This is a genomic window from Kribbella antibiotica, from assembly GCF_004349055.1.
Lineage (GTDB): Bacteria > Actinomycetota > Actinomycetes > Propionibacteriales > Kribbellaceae > Kribbella > Kribbella antibiotica.
The window spans coordinates 67,777-82,380 of record NZ_SMKX01000004.1 but is presented as its reverse complement, the minus strand read 5'-3'; the positions used below and the strand labels follow the sequence as shown (position 1 = coordinate 82,380).

Genomic DNA, 14,604 nt, shown 5'->3' with positions numbered 1-14,604 from the left:
CGGGTATGGACCATCAAGTACACCGGTACGACGAGCGCACGGTGATCATCCGGCAAGCGCTGCACACCAACTTCGAGGCACCGTTCCTGTACCTGCTGCTCGGCTCCGAGCGGGCGCTGCTCCTCGACACGGGAACCGGTCACGTGCCGCTCCGCCCGCTGATCGACAGCTTGCTGGAGGGGCAGCAGCTGATCGTCGCCCACACGCACGCCCACGGGGACCACGTGGGAGGCGACGGCGAGTTCGCCGCGACGGCGGGCAGCGCACGCGACCCCCTCGCCTCATCACCACCCGAGGTGGTCGGGCTGACGCCGGGCGAGGTGGCGACTTACTTCGGGCTGCCTAACTGGCCTGAGGGTGTTGCGCAGTTCGATCTGGGGGATCGGGTTCTCGACATCTTCCCGATCCCGGGGCATCACGCCTCGCATATCGCGGTGTACGACCGGGCGACGCGACTGCTGTTCACCGGCGACACGGTCTATCCGGGCCGGCTGTACGTCGCTGACTGGCCGGCGTTTCGTGCGAGCGTGTCGCGGCTGGCGGCGTTCGTTGCCGCTGGCAATCCGGTCGACTGGATGCTCGGGGCGCATATCGAGATGAGCGTGCGGCCGGGGGAGGACTACCCGATGGGCGCGACCGAGCACCCCGATGAGCACGAGCTGCGGCTGGCTCCCGCCGTACTGGGTGAACTGGACGAAGTCCTTACGGCTGAACCACAGCGAATCGTGCGCCAGAGCTTCATCGTCTACCCGGTCTGAAGTCCACCACGCGAGTGGAACCCGCATGAGTGGGCACCTTCAGGCACACTGATGCGAAGAGCGAGGCAGGGGAGGCGCACATGGGTGAGGAAGTCGACCGGGTCGAGTTCACCCGGGCGGACCGGACGGCGTTCCGCGACCAGGTGCATCGGAACCTGGATGCGTTTGCGCGGATGTTGCGCGAGGACCGGTTCGCGCCCGATCGACCGATGACCGGGATCGAGATCGAACTGAACCTGGTCGACGAGCACTGTGATCCGGCGTTCAAGAACTCCGAGGTGCTGAGCGCGATCGAGGACGACGCGTTCCAGACCGAGCTCGGGCAGTTCAACATCGAGATCAACGTGCCGCCCGGGCAGATCGACGGGATCGGGCTGGACACGATGGAGTCCAACATCCGCGACAGCCTGAACGCTGCCGAGGAGAAGGCGTCGCGGACCGGCTCGTCGATGGTGGTGATCGGCATCCTGCCGACGCTGCTCACCGAACACATCCGCCGTGACGCGCTCAGCACGAACCCGCGGTACGCGTTGCTGAACGACCAGATCTTCGCCGCTCGCGGCGAGGACGTGCAGATCTCGATCGACGGCATCGAGCGGCTGCAGGTGACCGCCGACAGCATCGTGCCGGAAGCGGCCTGTACGTCGACCCAGTTCCATCTGCAGGTCACTCCGGAGGCGTTCCCGCGGTACTGGAACGCGGCGCAGGCGATCTCCGGCGTGCAGCTCGCGGTCGGTGCCAACTCGCCGTTCCTGTTCGGCAAGGAGTTGTTGCGCGAGACCCGCATCGCGTTGTTCGAGCAGGCCGCCGACACGCGCACGCACGAGCTGAAGACCCAAGGCGTACGGCCGCGCGTCTGGTTCGGTGAACGATGGATCACCTCGATCTTCGACCTGTTCGAGGAGAACTCGCGGTACTACCCGGCCCTGTTGCCGGTCACCTCCGAAGAGGATCCGATCGCCGTACTGGACCGTGGTGACACACCGGCCCTTTCGGAACTTCGCTTGCACAACGGAACTATTTATCGATGGAACCGTCCTGTGTACGACGTTGTTCGCGAGAAGCCGCATCTGCGCGTAGAGAATCGCGTGCTGCCGGCCGGCCCGACCGTCGTCGACACGATCGCCAACGGAGCTTTCTACTTCGGCCTGGTCCGCGCACTCGCCGATGACGAACGGCCGATCTGGTCGCAGATGTCGTTCAGTGCCGCTGAAGAAAACTTTCACGAGGCAGCCAAGAGCGGTATCGACGCCGAGGTCTTCTGGCCGGGAGTCGGTACGGCGCGGGCCACCGAGCTGGTGCTCAGACGCCTGCTCCCACTTGCTGCCACCGGGCTTGAGGCCTGGGGCGTCGACACCGCCGTCCGGGATCGCTTGCTGGGCATCATCGAGCAGCGGTGCCTGACCAACAAGAACGGCGCCTCGTGGCAGGTCGAAGAGTTTCATCGACTGTATACAAAGGGATCGCACAGCCGGAAGGACGCGTTGCGCGGGATGTTGCGCCGCTATCGCGACCACATGCACGAAAACATTCCGGTGCACGAATGGCCGATCGACTAGTTGTGCGATCGGGTTTGACTAGCCAGACAACGGTGGACAACACGCTCGGGGGAGCGCGAAACCACGGTCAGCCGGGCGGAACCGGCGATCTTGCCCAGGGCAACTGGGTGGACGAGTTCGATAACGACCCGGCCTACAGGGCTGGCGCGTTGGGTGACAGCCCTGCAAAGGTGTGGCAACCGGAAGGTTAGAGCGTCCCGCCGCGGGTAGTACTCGGGCACCGGCGTACCCGTGTTGGTAACGGATACGGCGGCGCAGGAGTTCCTGCAGACGCTCGGCCGACCGCGACACACGCTGGGGTAAATCCAGCGGATGCCGACCGCGGCCGGGGGCAGTATCGTTCGGAAGGGGTCGACATTGACACCCGGAGGTGAGGCAGGGCGATGACGACCATCGTCGTGGGATATGTGCCGAAGGCCGAGGGCCGAGCCGCCCTCAGGCGAGCGGCCGAAGAGGCGACGCTGCGCGACGCCAAGCTGGTGGTGGTGAACTCACACCGGGGTGGACGGAGCTTCGACAGTGATGACGCCGCGGCGAGTGATGCCGCGTTGCAGGAGGTGCGGGAGCAGCTCGACTCGACCGGTGTGCCGTACGAGGTGCGGCAGCTGGTGCGTGGACTCGATCCGGCGGAGGACCTGGTGGCCGTCGCCGAGCAGGTGCATGCAGAGTTCATTGTGATCGGTCTGCGTCGCAGGTCGCCGGTCGGCAAGCTGATCCTCGGCAGCAACGCCCAGCGGGTGCTGCTGGACGCTCCGTGTCCGGTGCTGGCAGTAAAAGCTGACGAAGGGGAGGAGTGAGGTGACCTCGACACGCAGCAAGAAGTTGTGCCTTGCGCAGCAGCCCGACGCCGACGAGATGCTCAGTAGAGACCCGTTCGCTCTGCTGGTGGGGATGCTGCTGGATCAGCAGATCCCGATGGAACGTGCCTTCGCGGGCCCGGTCGCGATCGCGAAGCGGATGGCCGGCCCGTTCGACCCGACCACGGTCGCGCACTACGATCCCGACGCGTTCGTCGAGATCGTCGCCGGTCCGCCGGCGGTGCACCGGTTCCCGACCGCCATGGCGGCCCGGATCCAGACCCTGGCCAAGCACCTCGACGAGGAGTACGGCGGCAACGCCTCGGGCCTGTGGTCCGACGTGAAGTCCGGGGACGACCTGCTCGCCAGACTGTCGGCCCTGCCGGGCTTCGGCGCCCAGAAGGCGAAGATCTTCGTCGCCCTGCTCGGCAAGCAGCTGAAGGTCCGGCCGCGCGGCTGGCGCGAGGCGTCCGAGCCGTACGGCGAAGACGGTGCGTACAAGTCGGTCGCCGACGTGATCGACGTGGCGTCGCTGGTGCGGGTGCGGCAGTTCAAGCAGGAGGAACAGGTCGGTCGGCAGCGGGTGGTCGCTCGTCCGCTGCGGCAGACCAGAAACGGGTAACAGTACGGCTGGCGCTCTGCAATATCAGGTCACGAATCAGGCCTCCACCGCTGCGGCTACGCCGTACGGTGGGGGCCTGAGGGCGTCGTTCGGGGGGTCGCGGCACGGCGTGGCTTGGTCCGCGGATTACAATGGAGTGTTGTCGCAGCCTGACCAGCGCGCAACCGCAAACAGTCGTCTCCAAAAACTTGTTCCACCAGCACCAGAACGTCGTACAAACCCTGCGTCAGACGAGAGGTAATTCGTGTCGTCCAGCTCGTCCGAGAATGTCCCCGAAGCGGCCCGGGCAGTGGTGGCCGCCACCGCCCGCAGCGCGGCTCCGAGGACCAGCGCCCGAGTGACCGACCCCGCCGCGAAGAAGGCGGCGGCCGCAAAGAAGACTACTGCGGTCAAGGCCGCCAACCCCTTGGAGGACGGTATCCCCGCCGCGAAGAAGGCTGCCGCCAAGAAGGCGCCGGCGAAGAAGGCAGTGTCCGAGGCCGGTCTGGCCATCGACCCCAAGACGGGTAAGCCGCGCGCCCTCGACGAGGTCGACGACGCCGACTTCAAGCCCGACACGGTGAAGGTCCTCGAGAAGGAGATCACCGAGGACCAGGGCTTCATCGTGTCCGAGGCCGACGAGACCGACGAGCCCGAGCAGCAGGTGATGGTCGCCGGGGCCACCGCGGACCCGGTCAAGGACTACCTGAAGCAGATCGGCAAGGTCCCCCTGCTGAACGCCGAGCAGGAGGTCGAGCTCGCCAAGCGGATCGAGGCCGGTCTGTTCGCGGAGGAGCAGAGCTCCGACGAGGCGAACAAGCTCAAGGAGAAGGTCCGCGACGAGTACGAGTGGATCTCCGAGGACGGCCGCCGCGCCAAGAACCACCTGCTCGAGGCCAACCTGCGCCTGGTGGTGTCGTTGGCCAAGCGCTACACCGGCCGCGGCATGCTGTTCCTGGACCTGATCCAGGAGGGCAACCTCGGTCTGATCCGGGCGGTCGAGAAGTTCGACTACACCAAGGGCTACAAGTTCTCGACGTACGCCACCTGGTGGATCCGGCAGGCGATCACCCGCGCGATGGCCGACCAGGCCCGCACCATCCGGATTCCGGTGCACATGGTCGAGGTCATCAACAAGCTGGCCCGCGTCCAGCGCCAGATGCTGCAGGACCTCGGGCGCGAGCCCACTCCGGAGGAGCTCGCCAAGGAGCTCGACATGACCCCGGAGAAGGTCATCGAGGTGCAGAAGTACGGCCGCGAGCCGATCTCCCTGCACACTCCGCTCGGTGAGGACGGCGACTCCGAGTTCGGCGACCTGATCGAGGACTCCGAGGCGATCGTCCCGGCCGAGGCCGTGTCGTTCACGCTCCTGCAGGAGCAGCTGCACGCGGTGCTCGACACGCTGTCCGAGCGCGAGGCCGGTGTGGTCTCGATGCGGTTCGGTCTGACCGACGGCCAGCCGAAGACGCTGGACGAGATCGGCAAGGTCTACGGCGTGACCCGCGAGCGGATCCGCCAGATCGAGTCCAAGACGATGTCGAAGCTTCGGCACCCGTCGCGGTCGCAGGTCCTGCGCGACTACCTCGACTGACATGAGCCAGTGGATCGCCAGTGCGCTTGCACTGGTGATCCCTGTCCTCGATACGGCATCACTGGCCGCCGCTGTCTTCACAGCGGCGGCTTTGCTGTTGGCCGTGCTGCTGGTCGCCCGCCAAGCGGCGCCGACCCCGGCACCGCTGCTCGCCCGCGCCGCCTCGGTCCGCGACCGCGCCGAGCGCACCGCGTTCCTCCGGCTCCGTGATCCGGACGCCGCCGGCCGACCGAGACCAAGAGCCCCGGGACGGTAGCGAGTTTCTCGCTACCTGATCCTTCTCACTCTTGGAGTTCGTTGTGCCTTCGTTCCTGGAGGCACCGGTTTCCGGTGCCTATCACCTGCTGTCTTCCCTCGTCACCGTCCTGCAGCCACTGACCGGCTCCTGGGCAGCCGTCATCGCGATCGTGGCCTGCACCCTGCTGGTCCGGCTCTGCCTGCTCCCGCTGAGCGTGCGTGCGCACCGCGGGTTGCGCGCTCGGGCGGCGCTGATGCCGCACATGAAAAAGCTCACCGAGCGCCATCGCGACAATCCGGAGCGTCTGCAGCGCGAGCTCGCCAAGCTGCAGACCGAGCACGGTACGACGCTCTTCGCCGGCATGCTGCCGATGTTCGCGCAGCTGCCGTTCTTCTGGCTGATGTACACGCTGTTCTCGCGGGCACTCGTCGGCGGTGAGACCAACCAGCTGATCAGCGGCACGCTGCTCGGTGCACCGCTCGGTGCACCGCTCGGTCTGCACTGGCCGGTGTTCGCTGCGACCCCGGGGTTCGTGGTGCTCGCCGTACTGCTGGCCGTGGTCGCGTGGTTCTCGGCACGGCTCGCGCTTCGGCAGCTCGACGAGTCCGCCACGCCGTTGTCGCGCCGACTCGCTCGCTGGCTGCCCTACGGCACGCTGCTCACCGTGGCCTTCGTCCCGCTCGCGGCCGGGCTGTACCTGCTGACCACCACCACCTGGACCGTCGTCGAACGGACTGTCCTGCAACGCTGATCCGCTGCACGAACGGCCGGCCCTGAGCGCATTTGGTTGCCCAGGGCCCCGGTCGGCGCAACACTGCGAAAATGGGATCGAACCGCCCGTACGACGCCACGCTGCGAGCCGATGTCCCGGGTCCGTCCGGGTCGGCTCACCTGAACAACCTGCGCTTCTGGATGAGGCAGGTCGAGTACTCGCGGACGCGACGGCGACGCTGAACGGCCGGCGGAATGTCCGGTCCCGCAAGCTGCTGCTGCCGATCATGCATCGATCGGCCATCCACAGTTACGAGAAGGTCGTCATCCGGAACTTCGAACGCTCCCGGTTCGCCCGGCCGACGGGTGAGCCCTTCGATCTGGTGGCCGAACTCGATCGGCTGACGAACGCGAACATGCTCGCCTGCCTGATCGGCCTCGACGACACCGATGCCGAGCTGAGCGAGCGGGTCACACAGTTGCTGGTGGCGACGATGGACCCGCGGGTGTTCCTGTTCAAGTTCGGCCGCCGGACGCCGTACGGAAGGTGGTTGCGGCTGGTCGAAGGTGTGCACCGGGACGTGTCCGCGGTGATCGAGGCCAACCGCGACGAGGAACCGCGGGTGGACGCACTCTCGATCCTTTGTCACGCCACGGACGAGGACGGCCGTCGGCTGTCGACGGCCGAGATCGTCGGGGAGCTGCACGGGATGCTCGCCTCGGGCTATCTGACGACATCGGTCACGATGGCGTGGGCGTTGATCGCCCTCGCCGGTGGGCACGCCCAGGACGACTTGGGCTCGGTGATCAAGGAGACTCAGCGACTGATGCCGACCGTCCCGATGTCGCTACCCCGGCCCCTCGAGCACCGCAACCCGAAGGTCTTCGACCGGCCACACGCGTTCGAGCCGGCGCGCTGGGCGACCGTGAAGCCGACCCCGTTCGAGTTCTTCCCGTACGGCGCCGGAGCCCGCCGATGTCTGGGCGCATCCTTCGCCGAGCTCCAGCTCCGGACAACTTTCGAGCTGCTGCTGCAGACCGGCGTACCGGAGCTCCGCACCGACCGTCTGCGGCATCGCATGACTGGTGGTGTCGTGGCCGCACCCCGCGGATCGGTGTTGATGCGGATGCATCCGCCAGGCACGGAGGTTCCGGATCGGTCAGCGGTGCTGAAGCGCTTCTGGCAGAGCCTCAGCTGAGGCGAGCTTCGAGTCCGTCGAGGATGCAGGTGAGGCCGTAGTCGAAGACCTCATCACCGTTGTCGGCGGCGGAGCTGCTCGTGTATTCGCCGTACAAGGCTTTCAGGCGGGGGTACGGCGCTGCGGCCTGCTCGGCGGCGGGCCAGACCTTGGCCATCCACTCCTGCTCGGACAGGCCGCTGCGCTTCACCTTGCTGACCGTTGCGGCCTCGCTCGCGGCGAGGCCGACGACATAGCTGAGCACGGCGGTCGAGGCGTGGTTCGCCTCCCGGAGTCCGAAGCCCGCGGCCTGGTAGAGGCCGAGGGTGCGGTCGGAGGACTGGAGCATGTTCGGGCCGAGCAGGGTGACGCCGATATCGGCGAGCGTCGAGCCCAGCCACGGATGCCGCAGGATCGTGGCCCGGAAGTTGTGCGCGAACGTGGTCGCGGCTGCCCGCCACTCGTCCGGTGCGGAGATCTCCGGTACGTCGATCTCGCCGTACACGTGGTCGACGACGAGCTCGATCAGCTCCTCCTTGTTGGCCACGTGCCAGTAGACCGCGGTCGCCACGGCGCCCAGCTCGGCCCCGAGCTTGCGCATGGTGAGGGCCTCGAGGCCTTCGGCGTCGAGGAGTTTGATCGCCGCGGCGACGATCTGCTCCTGACTGAGCGCCGGCTGCTCGCGCCGCCGGTTGCGCTTGGGCCGGGTCCAGACCGATGGGTATTCCTCGCTCGCCATACCGGCAGCCTACCGGATGACCTGAACGTTGTGCAGGACTTGACCGCTGTTCAAGTTGTCCTGCACACTGTTCAAGCAACTTGCACACCGTTCAACGAACATTCTGAGGAGGTGCGTGATGACTGCTCGTCATCCGCGTCGGTGGCTGATTCTGATCGTGCTCTGCCTGAGCACGCTGGTGCTGGTGCTGGACAACGGTGTGCTGAACGTGGCCATCCCGGTCCTCACCGAGGATCTCGGGGCGACCACCCAGGAGATCCAGTGGATCGTCGCCAGCTACATCCTGGTCTTCGCCGGTCTGCTGCTCACCGCCGGCAGCCTCTCCGACCGCTACGGCCGGAAGAAGGTGATGATCATCGGGCTGGCGATCTTCGGCGTCGCCTCGCTGTTGGCGACGTACGCCGGCAGTCCGGAGATGCTGATCACCGGCCGGGTCCTGATGGGTATCGGGGGAGCGGTCGTGATGCCGAGCACCCTGTCGGTGCTGATCACCGTCTTCGACGACGAGGAACGCCGTCAGGCGATGTCGATCTGGAGTTCGGTGCTGATGGTCGGCCTGATCGGCGGCCCGGTCCTCGGTGGTGCACTGATCGCGAAGTTCTGGTGGGGTTCGGTCTTCCTGATCAACGTGCCGGTGGTTGTCGTGGCGATCACGGCCGCGGTCATCTGGATGCCGGAGTCGAAGGGCCCGTGGCGCAAGCCGGACCCGGTCGGCGCGCTGCTGTCGATGGTCGGGCTCGTGTCGCTGGTCTGGGTGATCATCGAGCTGCCGGAGCGTGGAGTGTCGTGGCCGATGGCGATCATCGCCGTGGCCAGCCTGGTCGCCTTCGTCGTCTGGGAGCTCCGTACGCCGGTGCCGATGGTTCCACTGCAGCTCTTCCGGGACCGCAACTTCAGCGGCGGCAGCCTGTCGCTCGTGCTCCTGCAGATCGCGAACGGCGGTCTGATCCTCGCTCTGACGCAGTACCTGCAGTTCGTCCTCGGCTACTCGCCGACCCGCGCCGGTCTGGCCCTCGTCCCGATGGCGGTCGCGGTGATCCTGGTCAACGGTATCGGTGCCACGCTCGGCCAGAAGATCGGCAACCGCCCGCTGACCGTGATCGGCCTGCTGATCCTCGCCGTCGGCTTCGGTGTGATGGCCACCCTGCGTGCCGACGACGGCTTCGGGATGGTCGCGCTCGCTCTGGGAGTCTTCGGGATCGGCGCCGGTCTGGCGCAGCCTGCGGCGACCGCGGCGCTGATGGGCGCTGTGCCTGCTGAGCACGCCGGCGTCGGCTCGGCCCTGAATGACACCGTCCAGCAGGCCGGTGCTGCGCTCGGGATCGCGATCCTTGGTAGCGCGCTCGCCGGTCACTTCACCTCGTCCATGCCGGACTCGACACCCGAGGCGGCCCGCGGCTCGATCGGCGAAGCACTGGCGGTCGCCGCTCAGACAGGCGACGCAGGGCTCGCTCAGCTCGCGAAGACCGCCTTCGCTGAATCAATGTCCGGCACCTTCGTCGCCAGTGCGATCGCGGTGGCCGGCTCTGCCCTCCTTGCCTTCCTGCTCCTCCGCGACAAGAAGCCGGCGCCCGCCGACCAGGTCGACGCCGCTCCCGTTCTGACTCACTGAAAGGTTTCCGCCCGATGATCGACGTACAAGCTGCTGAAGCCCTGCTGCGCCACAACCGTCCGAGGCTGGTCGACGCCGGCCGCATCACACCGATCTGGAGCGACGACGGCGCGCGCTTCAGCTACCAGGTCACCCGCTCGGGTGCCGACCGCACCTACCTCGTTGACCCCACCGCCGGCACGCGGACGTCGGTCGCGATGCTTCCGACACCTCCTGGCACTGGCGACTTCCTGGCTGTGGTGTCGCCGGACGGGAAGCATGAGGTGTTCCGCAACGGTCCGGATCTGTGGCTGCGCACGGTCTCCGATGGTTCGGAGCGGCCGTTGACGACGGATGGTTCGGTGGACCACGACTACGGGACGAGCCCGTTCGCGATCAAGATCCTGCTGGGCAAGCTGGGGCTGCCGCACCTGCCGCCGGCGGTTGTGTGGTCGGCCGACTCGCGCCGGATCCTGACGCATCAGCTGGACAGTCGGTTGGTTCGGGAGACACATCTGATCGACGTACTGCCGGACGACGGTGGTGCGCCGGAGTTGCTGACCCAGCGGTACGCCTACCCGGGTGACGAGCACGTGCCGCTGGCGCAGTACGTCGTACTGGATGTCGAGACAGGCACCGCGGTACGGGCGCAGGGGGAGCCGTTCGTACTGCCGTTGCTCTCACCGATCTCGCGGAAGTGGGCGTGGTGGTCCGGCGAGACCATCTACTTCCTCGATCAGCCACGGGATCAGCGGACACTGCAGCTGAAGCGGCTAGACCCTTCGACCGGTGCGGTCGAGCTGGTGTTGACCGAGACTGCCTCGACCCGCGTCGAGCCGAACCAGTTCATGGAGCTGCCCGCGATCACCCGGGTGTGTGGGGACGAGGTGCTCTGGTACTCGCAGCGGGACGGCTGGCCGCACCTCTACCGGTACGACATCCACAGTGGTGAACTGCTTGGACAGGTGACCTCGGGGGAGTGGAGTGTCCGCCAGGTCCTGCACGTGGACCTGGCTGAGCGAGTCGTCTACTTCACTGCCGCGGGACTGGTCGACGGGAGCCCACTGCGCCGTACGGTCTGCCGGATTGGCTTGGACGGTAGCGGGTTCACGCGGATCACCAACGACGACCTGGATCATGAGGTCGCGGTTCCGCCGAACGGCGGCTACTTCGTGGACAGCGTGTCGACGGTCGGCCTGTCACCGGTGCACTCGGTCCGATCGTGGAGCGGGCAGCTGCTGGTCGAGTTGGAGGCGGCTGACAGTACGGCGTTGATGGCGACCGGCTGGCGGCCACCCGAAGAGTTCCGGGTGCTCGCGGCCGACGGAGTGACCGAGTTGTTCGGGCTGCTCTACAAACCGCACGACTTCGACCCCGCGGTCAGCTACCCGGTCGTGGATCACCCGTACGCGGGACCACAGGTCAACCGCGTCAGCCCGACCTTCGATCCCGGTCTGTACGGCGCCGACGCGGATCCGATGGCGGCACTCGGCTTCGGGGTCGTGGTGGTGGACGGTCGTGGCGTGCCGGGTCGCGACAAGGCGTTCCACGACGCGTCGTACGGGAACTACAACGCCGGCATCGACGACCACGTCACCGCGATCCGGCAGCTGGCCGAGACTCGGCCTTGGATGGACCTGGATCGGGTCGGCCTCTTCGGTACGTCGGGTGGTGCGTACGCGACCGTGCGGGCGATGGGGGAGTTCCCCGAGTTCTTCAAGGTGGGCGTGGCGGAGTCGGGCAACCTCGACAATCGCTATTACCTGCAGGCTTTCGGCGAGACGTACGCCACCACGGACGGCTCGCTGCTCGACTACGCCGAGCAGCTCGAGGGCAAGCTCCTACTCATGCACGGCGGTCTCGACGACAACGTGCAGCCGCACCACACGATGCGGTTCACCGAGCGATTGATTGCCGCTGGCAAAGACTTCGACCTGCTGATCGTCCCGCGCGCCGAACACATCATGCTCGGCTACGAGCACTACGTGGTCCGCCGCCGCTGGAACTACCTCCTGCAACACCTGGCCGGCGTCACGCCCCCGCCGTACCAGCTGAAGCCGGCCACCCTCGACATCTCCTTCCTGTCGAAGCTCACCGGCTGAGGACCCTGGCTGTGCTTTACTGACCGCTGGTGCGATTCCAAGGTGTGATGGCAGGGAGTGATCCCGGGCCCATCGCCTCCGCCGATGCGGCGGAGCAATCCGGCGAGGCCGGAGCCACGCGGTGATACTCCGCTCCTGCTCGGATCCGGCCGGGTCCCTGGTTGATCTCGTCACCAGAGGTAGCAACCTATGTTCACAGGCAGCATCGAGCACACCGCCACCGTCTCCGAGGTCGGCGCGGACTTTCTCCGGATCACGCTCGATCCGGAGATCCAACTGGTCGTCGGTGGGGCGGTGTGCCTCGACGGTGTGCGGCTGACGATGCAGTCGGCGAAGCCCGGCGAACTCGTCGCGGCGGTCACCGACGAAACCCGGCGCCGGACCACCCTGGACCGGATCACGGCCGGCCGCCCGGTCCATGTCGAGCTGCCGCTCGCAGCCGGCGACCGGATCGACGGGCATCTGGTTCAGGGGCACGTCGACGGGGTCGGCAAGGTGCTGCGGGTCGATGACGAGCCCAGCGGGCGGCGGCTCTGGATCCAGCCGGGCGAGCGGCTGCTGACGCGGCTGGTGGCGAAGTCCTCGGTCGCGCTGAACGGGGTCAGCCTGACCGTGGCGGAGGTGCTCAAGGACCGGTTCTCGGTGGTCCTGGTCCCGCACACCCTGCAGCGGACGAACCTCGGGACGCTGGTCGCGGGGGAGAGGGTCAACCTGGAGAGCGACCTGCTGGCCCGGATGGCCCGCGACGGCCAGGGGCCCGCGCTGGTCCGGGCGGTGTCGCAACTGCCTTGGGTCGGTTATCTCAGCGGACCGGCCGGGGTGCAGAAGGCGGTCGCGCAGATCGCGGCGGGTGCCGGGGTCGTGGTGTGGGATCCGCGGCTGGAAGGCGAGGGTGATGTCGTTTTCGCGGGGGAGAGGTTCCGGCCGCAGTCGATGACGTTCCTGCTCACTCAGCTCTGTGGGCACACGACGATCCCGTGCGCTCCGGAGGTGCTGGAGCGGCTGGAGATTCCGCCGATGCCTGGAGAAGGAGATCGGCAGGGTACGGCGATGCACGTGCCGGTGGATCTCGCGTCGGCGGCCGGGACTGGGGTGAGCGCGGCTGAGCGTGCAGCGACGATTCGGCGGCTGGCCGCGGCGGACGCCGTACCGGGTGATTTCTTGCGGCCTGGGCATGTGTTCCCACTGGCTGCACGGCCAGGGCTGCTGGCTGAGCGGAAGGGACATACCGAGGCGACGGTCGCGTTGTGCAGGGCTGCTGGGCTGGCTCCGGTCGGGGTGTGCTGTGAGGTGATGCGGGCGGACGGCGTGATGGCTGATGCCGTGGACCTGGAGCAGTTCGCACTGCGCTGGGAACTGCCGATGATCGGCGTCGACGACCTGGCCCGGTGGTTGTGATGAAGGGCTCCGAGCTGTACGACGATCCTGTCTTCCTCGCGGGGTATCAGAAGTTGCGGCGGGAGCGGCTCGGACTGAACGACGACCTCGAGATTCCGGCGCTGACGGCATTGCTCCCGCCGGCCGCGGGATTGCGAGTGCTCGATCTGGGGTGCGGTGAGGGTGCGTTGGCCGAGCGGCTGGCTGTGGCTGGGGCGGTCGAGGTGCTGGCCGTCGATGCCTCGGCCGCGATGCTGGCCAACGCCGTGCAGCATCCGCGGATTCGGTACCAGCGCTCGGATATCGCCGTACTGCGGGTGCCGGCAGAATCGGTCGATCTGGTGGTGAGCAGTTTGGCGCTGCACTACCTGGAGGACTTCGCTGGCTTGGTCGGCCGGATCAGCCGGTGGCTGTCGCGGGCCGGGAAGTTCGTGTTCTCGATCGAGCATCCGGTGGTCACGGCGCCGCTGCACGCCCGCGACGACGGACTGGACAGCTACGCCGATGAGGGCCCACGGCAACGAAACTGGTTCGTCGACGACGTCGTGAAGTACCACCGCACGACCTCGTCGGTACTGGGCGCGTTACTGCGGCACGGATTCCAGCTGGACGCGGTGGCCGAGCCGCAGCCGTCGCCGGAGCAGGTCCGGGCGAATCCTCGGCTGGCGATCCATCGCGACCGACCACCACTCCTGCTGGTCGCAGCCAGCCTGCGCTCGTGAGTCCGCTCTTGTTCGGTTTGGCCGTCCTTCCGCTGTGTCTGACACCGGGCGTGAGCTTCACGCTCGTCACCGATCGGGTTCTTGCAACTGGTGTCCGAGCAGGCCTGGCTGTGATCGCCGGCACGACCTGTGGGCTGCTCACCCACGCGCTGCTGGCCGGTCTTGGGCTGTCCGCGCTGGTGATGAGGTCGGCGTCGGCGTTCCTGATCGTGAAGCTCGTTGGCGCGGTGTACCTCGTCGCGATCGGACTCCAGGCTCTCCGTGCATCGACCAAGCCGGTTCCGGCGGTCGGGTCGCCGCCGACCGGTCGCAGCGATCTGCTTCAGGGCTACCTGGGTAATGTCCTCAACCCCAAGGCCGCCGCGATCTACCTCACCCTGGCCCCGCAATTCCTGGACCGGACCCACCCGCTGCTCCCACAACTGATGCTTCTGTCAGCCGCCCACGTAGCGGTCGCGGCCGGTTGGCTCCTCAGCTGGACCGCCGTCGTACACCTGTCCAGCCGCACCCTCCGAACCCCACGCTTCCGCACGACGATGTCCAGAGTCGCCGGCCTCGTCCTCATCACCCTCGGCCTGCAATCAGTCTTGCACAAGATCTCTTGAGTAACCGCTGAGGAGACGCGGAGTTTCGCAGGGAA

At 67.1% G+C, this 14,604-nt stretch carries 15 protein-coding genes; 14 read left to right on the top strand and 1 reads right to left on the bottom strand.

Translation table 11 applies throughout. The features are described 5' to 3' along the window. Positions 1–5 precede the first annotated feature (5 nt). The 9 genes from E1263_RS02370 (at position 6) to E1263_RS02335 (ending at position 7,454) form a co-directional block, all read left to right on the top strand. Entirely contained in the window at positions 6–758 is a 753-nt protein-coding gene (locus E1263_RS02370) for an MBL fold metallo-hydrolase (RefSeq protein WP_132164820.1), read from the top strand. An 80-nt stretch (positions 759–838) separates the two neighbouring features. Next, on the top strand, positions 839–2,317 hold the full coding sequence (locus E1263_RS02365) for a glutamate-cysteine ligase family protein (RefSeq protein WP_132164818.1): 1,479 nt from the start codon (positions 839–841) through the stop codon (positions 2,315–2,317). Positions 2,318–2,700: 383 nt separating this feature from the next. After that, entirely contained in the window at positions 2,701–3,114 is a 414-nt protein-coding gene (locus tag E1263_RS02360; protein WP_132164816.1) for a universal stress protein, read from the top strand. Between the two features lies 1 nt (position 3,115). Continuing rightward, positions 3,116–3,736 carry an HhH-GPD-type base excision DNA repair protein gene (locus tag E1263_RS02355; protein ID WP_132164814.1) on the top strand — a complete coding sequence of 207 codons (621 nt, stop codon included), beginning with the start codon at positions 3,116–3,118 and terminating at the stop codon, positions 3,734–3,736. 244 nt (positions 3,737–3,980) lie between these two features. Beyond that, entirely contained in the window at positions 3,981–5,306 is a 1,326-nt protein-coding gene (locus E1263_RS02350) for an RNA polymerase sigma factor (RefSeq protein WP_132164812.1), read from the top strand. A 1-nt stretch (position 5,307) separates the two neighbouring features. After that, the gene (locus tag E1263_RS02345; RefSeq protein WP_132164810.1) at positions 5,308–5,562 is read left to right on the top strand and encodes a DUF6412 domain-containing protein; all 255 of its coding nucleotides are present in this window, start codon (positions 5,308–5,310) and stop codon (positions 5,560–5,562) included. Between the two features lie 43 nt (positions 5,563–5,605). Further along, positions 5,606–6,295 carry a membrane protein insertase YidC gene (gene yidC, locus E1263_RS02340; protein ID WP_132164808.1) on the top strand — a complete coding sequence of 230 codons (690 nt, stop codon included), beginning with the start codon at positions 5,606–5,608 and terminating at the stop codon, positions 6,293–6,295. A gap of 71 nt (positions 6,296–6,366) precedes the next feature. Beyond that, positions 6,367–6,498, top strand: a complete 132-nt coding sequence (locus E1263_RS43990) for a hypothetical protein (protein WP_272949636.1) — start codon at positions 6,367–6,369, stop codon at positions 6,496–6,498. Further along, the gene (locus tag E1263_RS02335) at positions 6,453–7,454 is read left to right on the top strand and encodes a cytochrome P450 (RefSeq protein ID WP_337590267.1); all 1,002 of its coding nucleotides are present in this window, start codon (positions 6,453–6,455) and stop codon (positions 7,452–7,454) included. The genes E1263_RS43990 and E1263_RS02335 overlap by 46 nt, the downstream gene beginning before the upstream one ends. On the opposite strand, the gene E1263_RS02330 is transcribed toward E1263_RS02335, so the two are convergent. Next, complete coding sequence (locus tag E1263_RS02330) at positions 7,447–8,172, bottom strand: TetR/AcrR family transcriptional regulator (RefSeq protein WP_132164805.1); 726 nt, start codon at positions 8,170–8,172, stop codon at positions 7,447–7,449. The genes E1263_RS02335 and E1263_RS02330 overlap by 8 nt on opposite strands. A 118-nt stretch (positions 8,173–8,290) precedes the next feature. Between E1263_RS02330 and E1263_RS02325 the strand changes: the two genes are divergently transcribed. The 5 genes from E1263_RS02325 to E1263_RS02305 all read left to right on the top strand — a co-directional run bounded on the left by E1263_RS02325 (position 8,291) and on the right by E1263_RS02305 (position 14,569). Continuing rightward, positions 8,291–9,784, top strand: a complete 1,494-nt coding sequence (locus E1263_RS02325) for an MFS transporter (RefSeq protein ID WP_132164804.1) — start codon at positions 8,291–8,293, stop codon at positions 9,782–9,784. Between the two features lie 14 nt (positions 9,785–9,798). Then, positions 9,799–11,865: a S9 family peptidase gene (locus E1263_RS02320; protein WP_132164803.1), complete on the top strand. Its 2,067-nt coding sequence runs from the start codon at positions 9,799–9,801 to the stop codon at positions 11,863–11,865. A gap of 189 nt (positions 11,866–12,054) precedes the next feature. Beyond that, positions 12,055–13,263 carry a riboflavin synthase gene (locus E1263_RS02315; protein WP_132164802.1) on the top strand — a complete coding sequence of 403 codons (1,209 nt, stop codon included), beginning with the start codon at positions 12,055–12,057 and terminating at the stop codon, positions 13,261–13,263. Beyond that, positions 13,263–13,964: a class I SAM-dependent methyltransferase gene (locus E1263_RS02310; RefSeq protein ID WP_132164801.1), complete on the top strand. Its 702-nt coding sequence runs from the start codon at positions 13,263–13,265 to the stop codon at positions 13,962–13,964. Before E1263_RS02315 ends, E1263_RS02310 begins: the two co-directional genes overlap by 1 nt. Next, positions 13,961–14,569, top strand: coding sequence for a LysE family translocator (locus E1263_RS02305; protein WP_202868684.1), 609 nt, complete (start codon positions 13,961–13,963; stop codon positions 14,567–14,569). The genes E1263_RS02310 and E1263_RS02305 overlap by 4 nt, the downstream gene beginning before the upstream one ends. Positions 14,570–14,604 lie beyond the last annotated feature (35 nt).

What these genes read in the sequence shown, in the direction of transcription:
- E1263_RS02310 (WP_132164801.1), top strand. Translation starts at nt 13,263, where the DNA reads ATGAAGGGCTCCGAGCTGTACGACGATCCTGTCTTCCTCGCGGGGTAT.
- E1263_RS43990 (WP_272949636.1), top strand. Translation starts at nt 6,367, where the DNA reads ATGGGATCGAACCGCCCGTACGACGCCACGCTGCGAGCCGATGTCCCG.
- E1263_RS02325 (WP_132164804.1), top strand. Translation starts at nt 8,291, where the DNA reads ATGACTGCTCGTCATCCGCGTCGGTGGCTGATTCTGATCGTGCTCTGC.
- E1263_RS02345 (WP_132164810.1), top strand. Translation starts at nt 5,308, where the DNA reads ATGAGCCAGTGGATCGCCAGTGCGCTTGCACTGGTGATCCCTGTCCTC.
- E1263_RS02360 (WP_132164816.1), top strand. Translation starts at nt 2,701, where the DNA reads ATGACGACCATCGTCGTGGGATATGTGCCGAAGGCCGAGGGCCGAGCC.
- E1263_RS02320 (WP_132164803.1), top strand. Translation starts at nt 9,799, where the DNA reads ATGATCGACGTACAAGCTGCTGAAGCCCTGCTGCGCCACAACCGTCCG.
- E1263_RS02365 (WP_132164818.1), top strand. Translation starts at nt 839, where the DNA reads ATGGGTGAGGAAGTCGACCGGGTCGAGTTCACCCGGGCGGACCGGACG.
- E1263_RS02315 (WP_132164802.1), top strand. Translation starts at nt 12,055, where the DNA reads ATGTTCACAGGCAGCATCGAGCACACCGCCACCGTCTCCGAGGTCGGC.
- E1263_RS02370 (WP_132164820.1), top strand. Translation starts at nt 6, where the DNA reads ATGGACCATCAAGTACACCGGTACGACGAGCGCACGGTGATCATCCGG.
- E1263_RS02330 (WP_132164805.1), bottom strand. Translation starts at nt 8,172, where the DNA reads ATGGCGAGCGAGGAATACCCATCGGTCTGGACCCGGCCCAAGCGCAAC.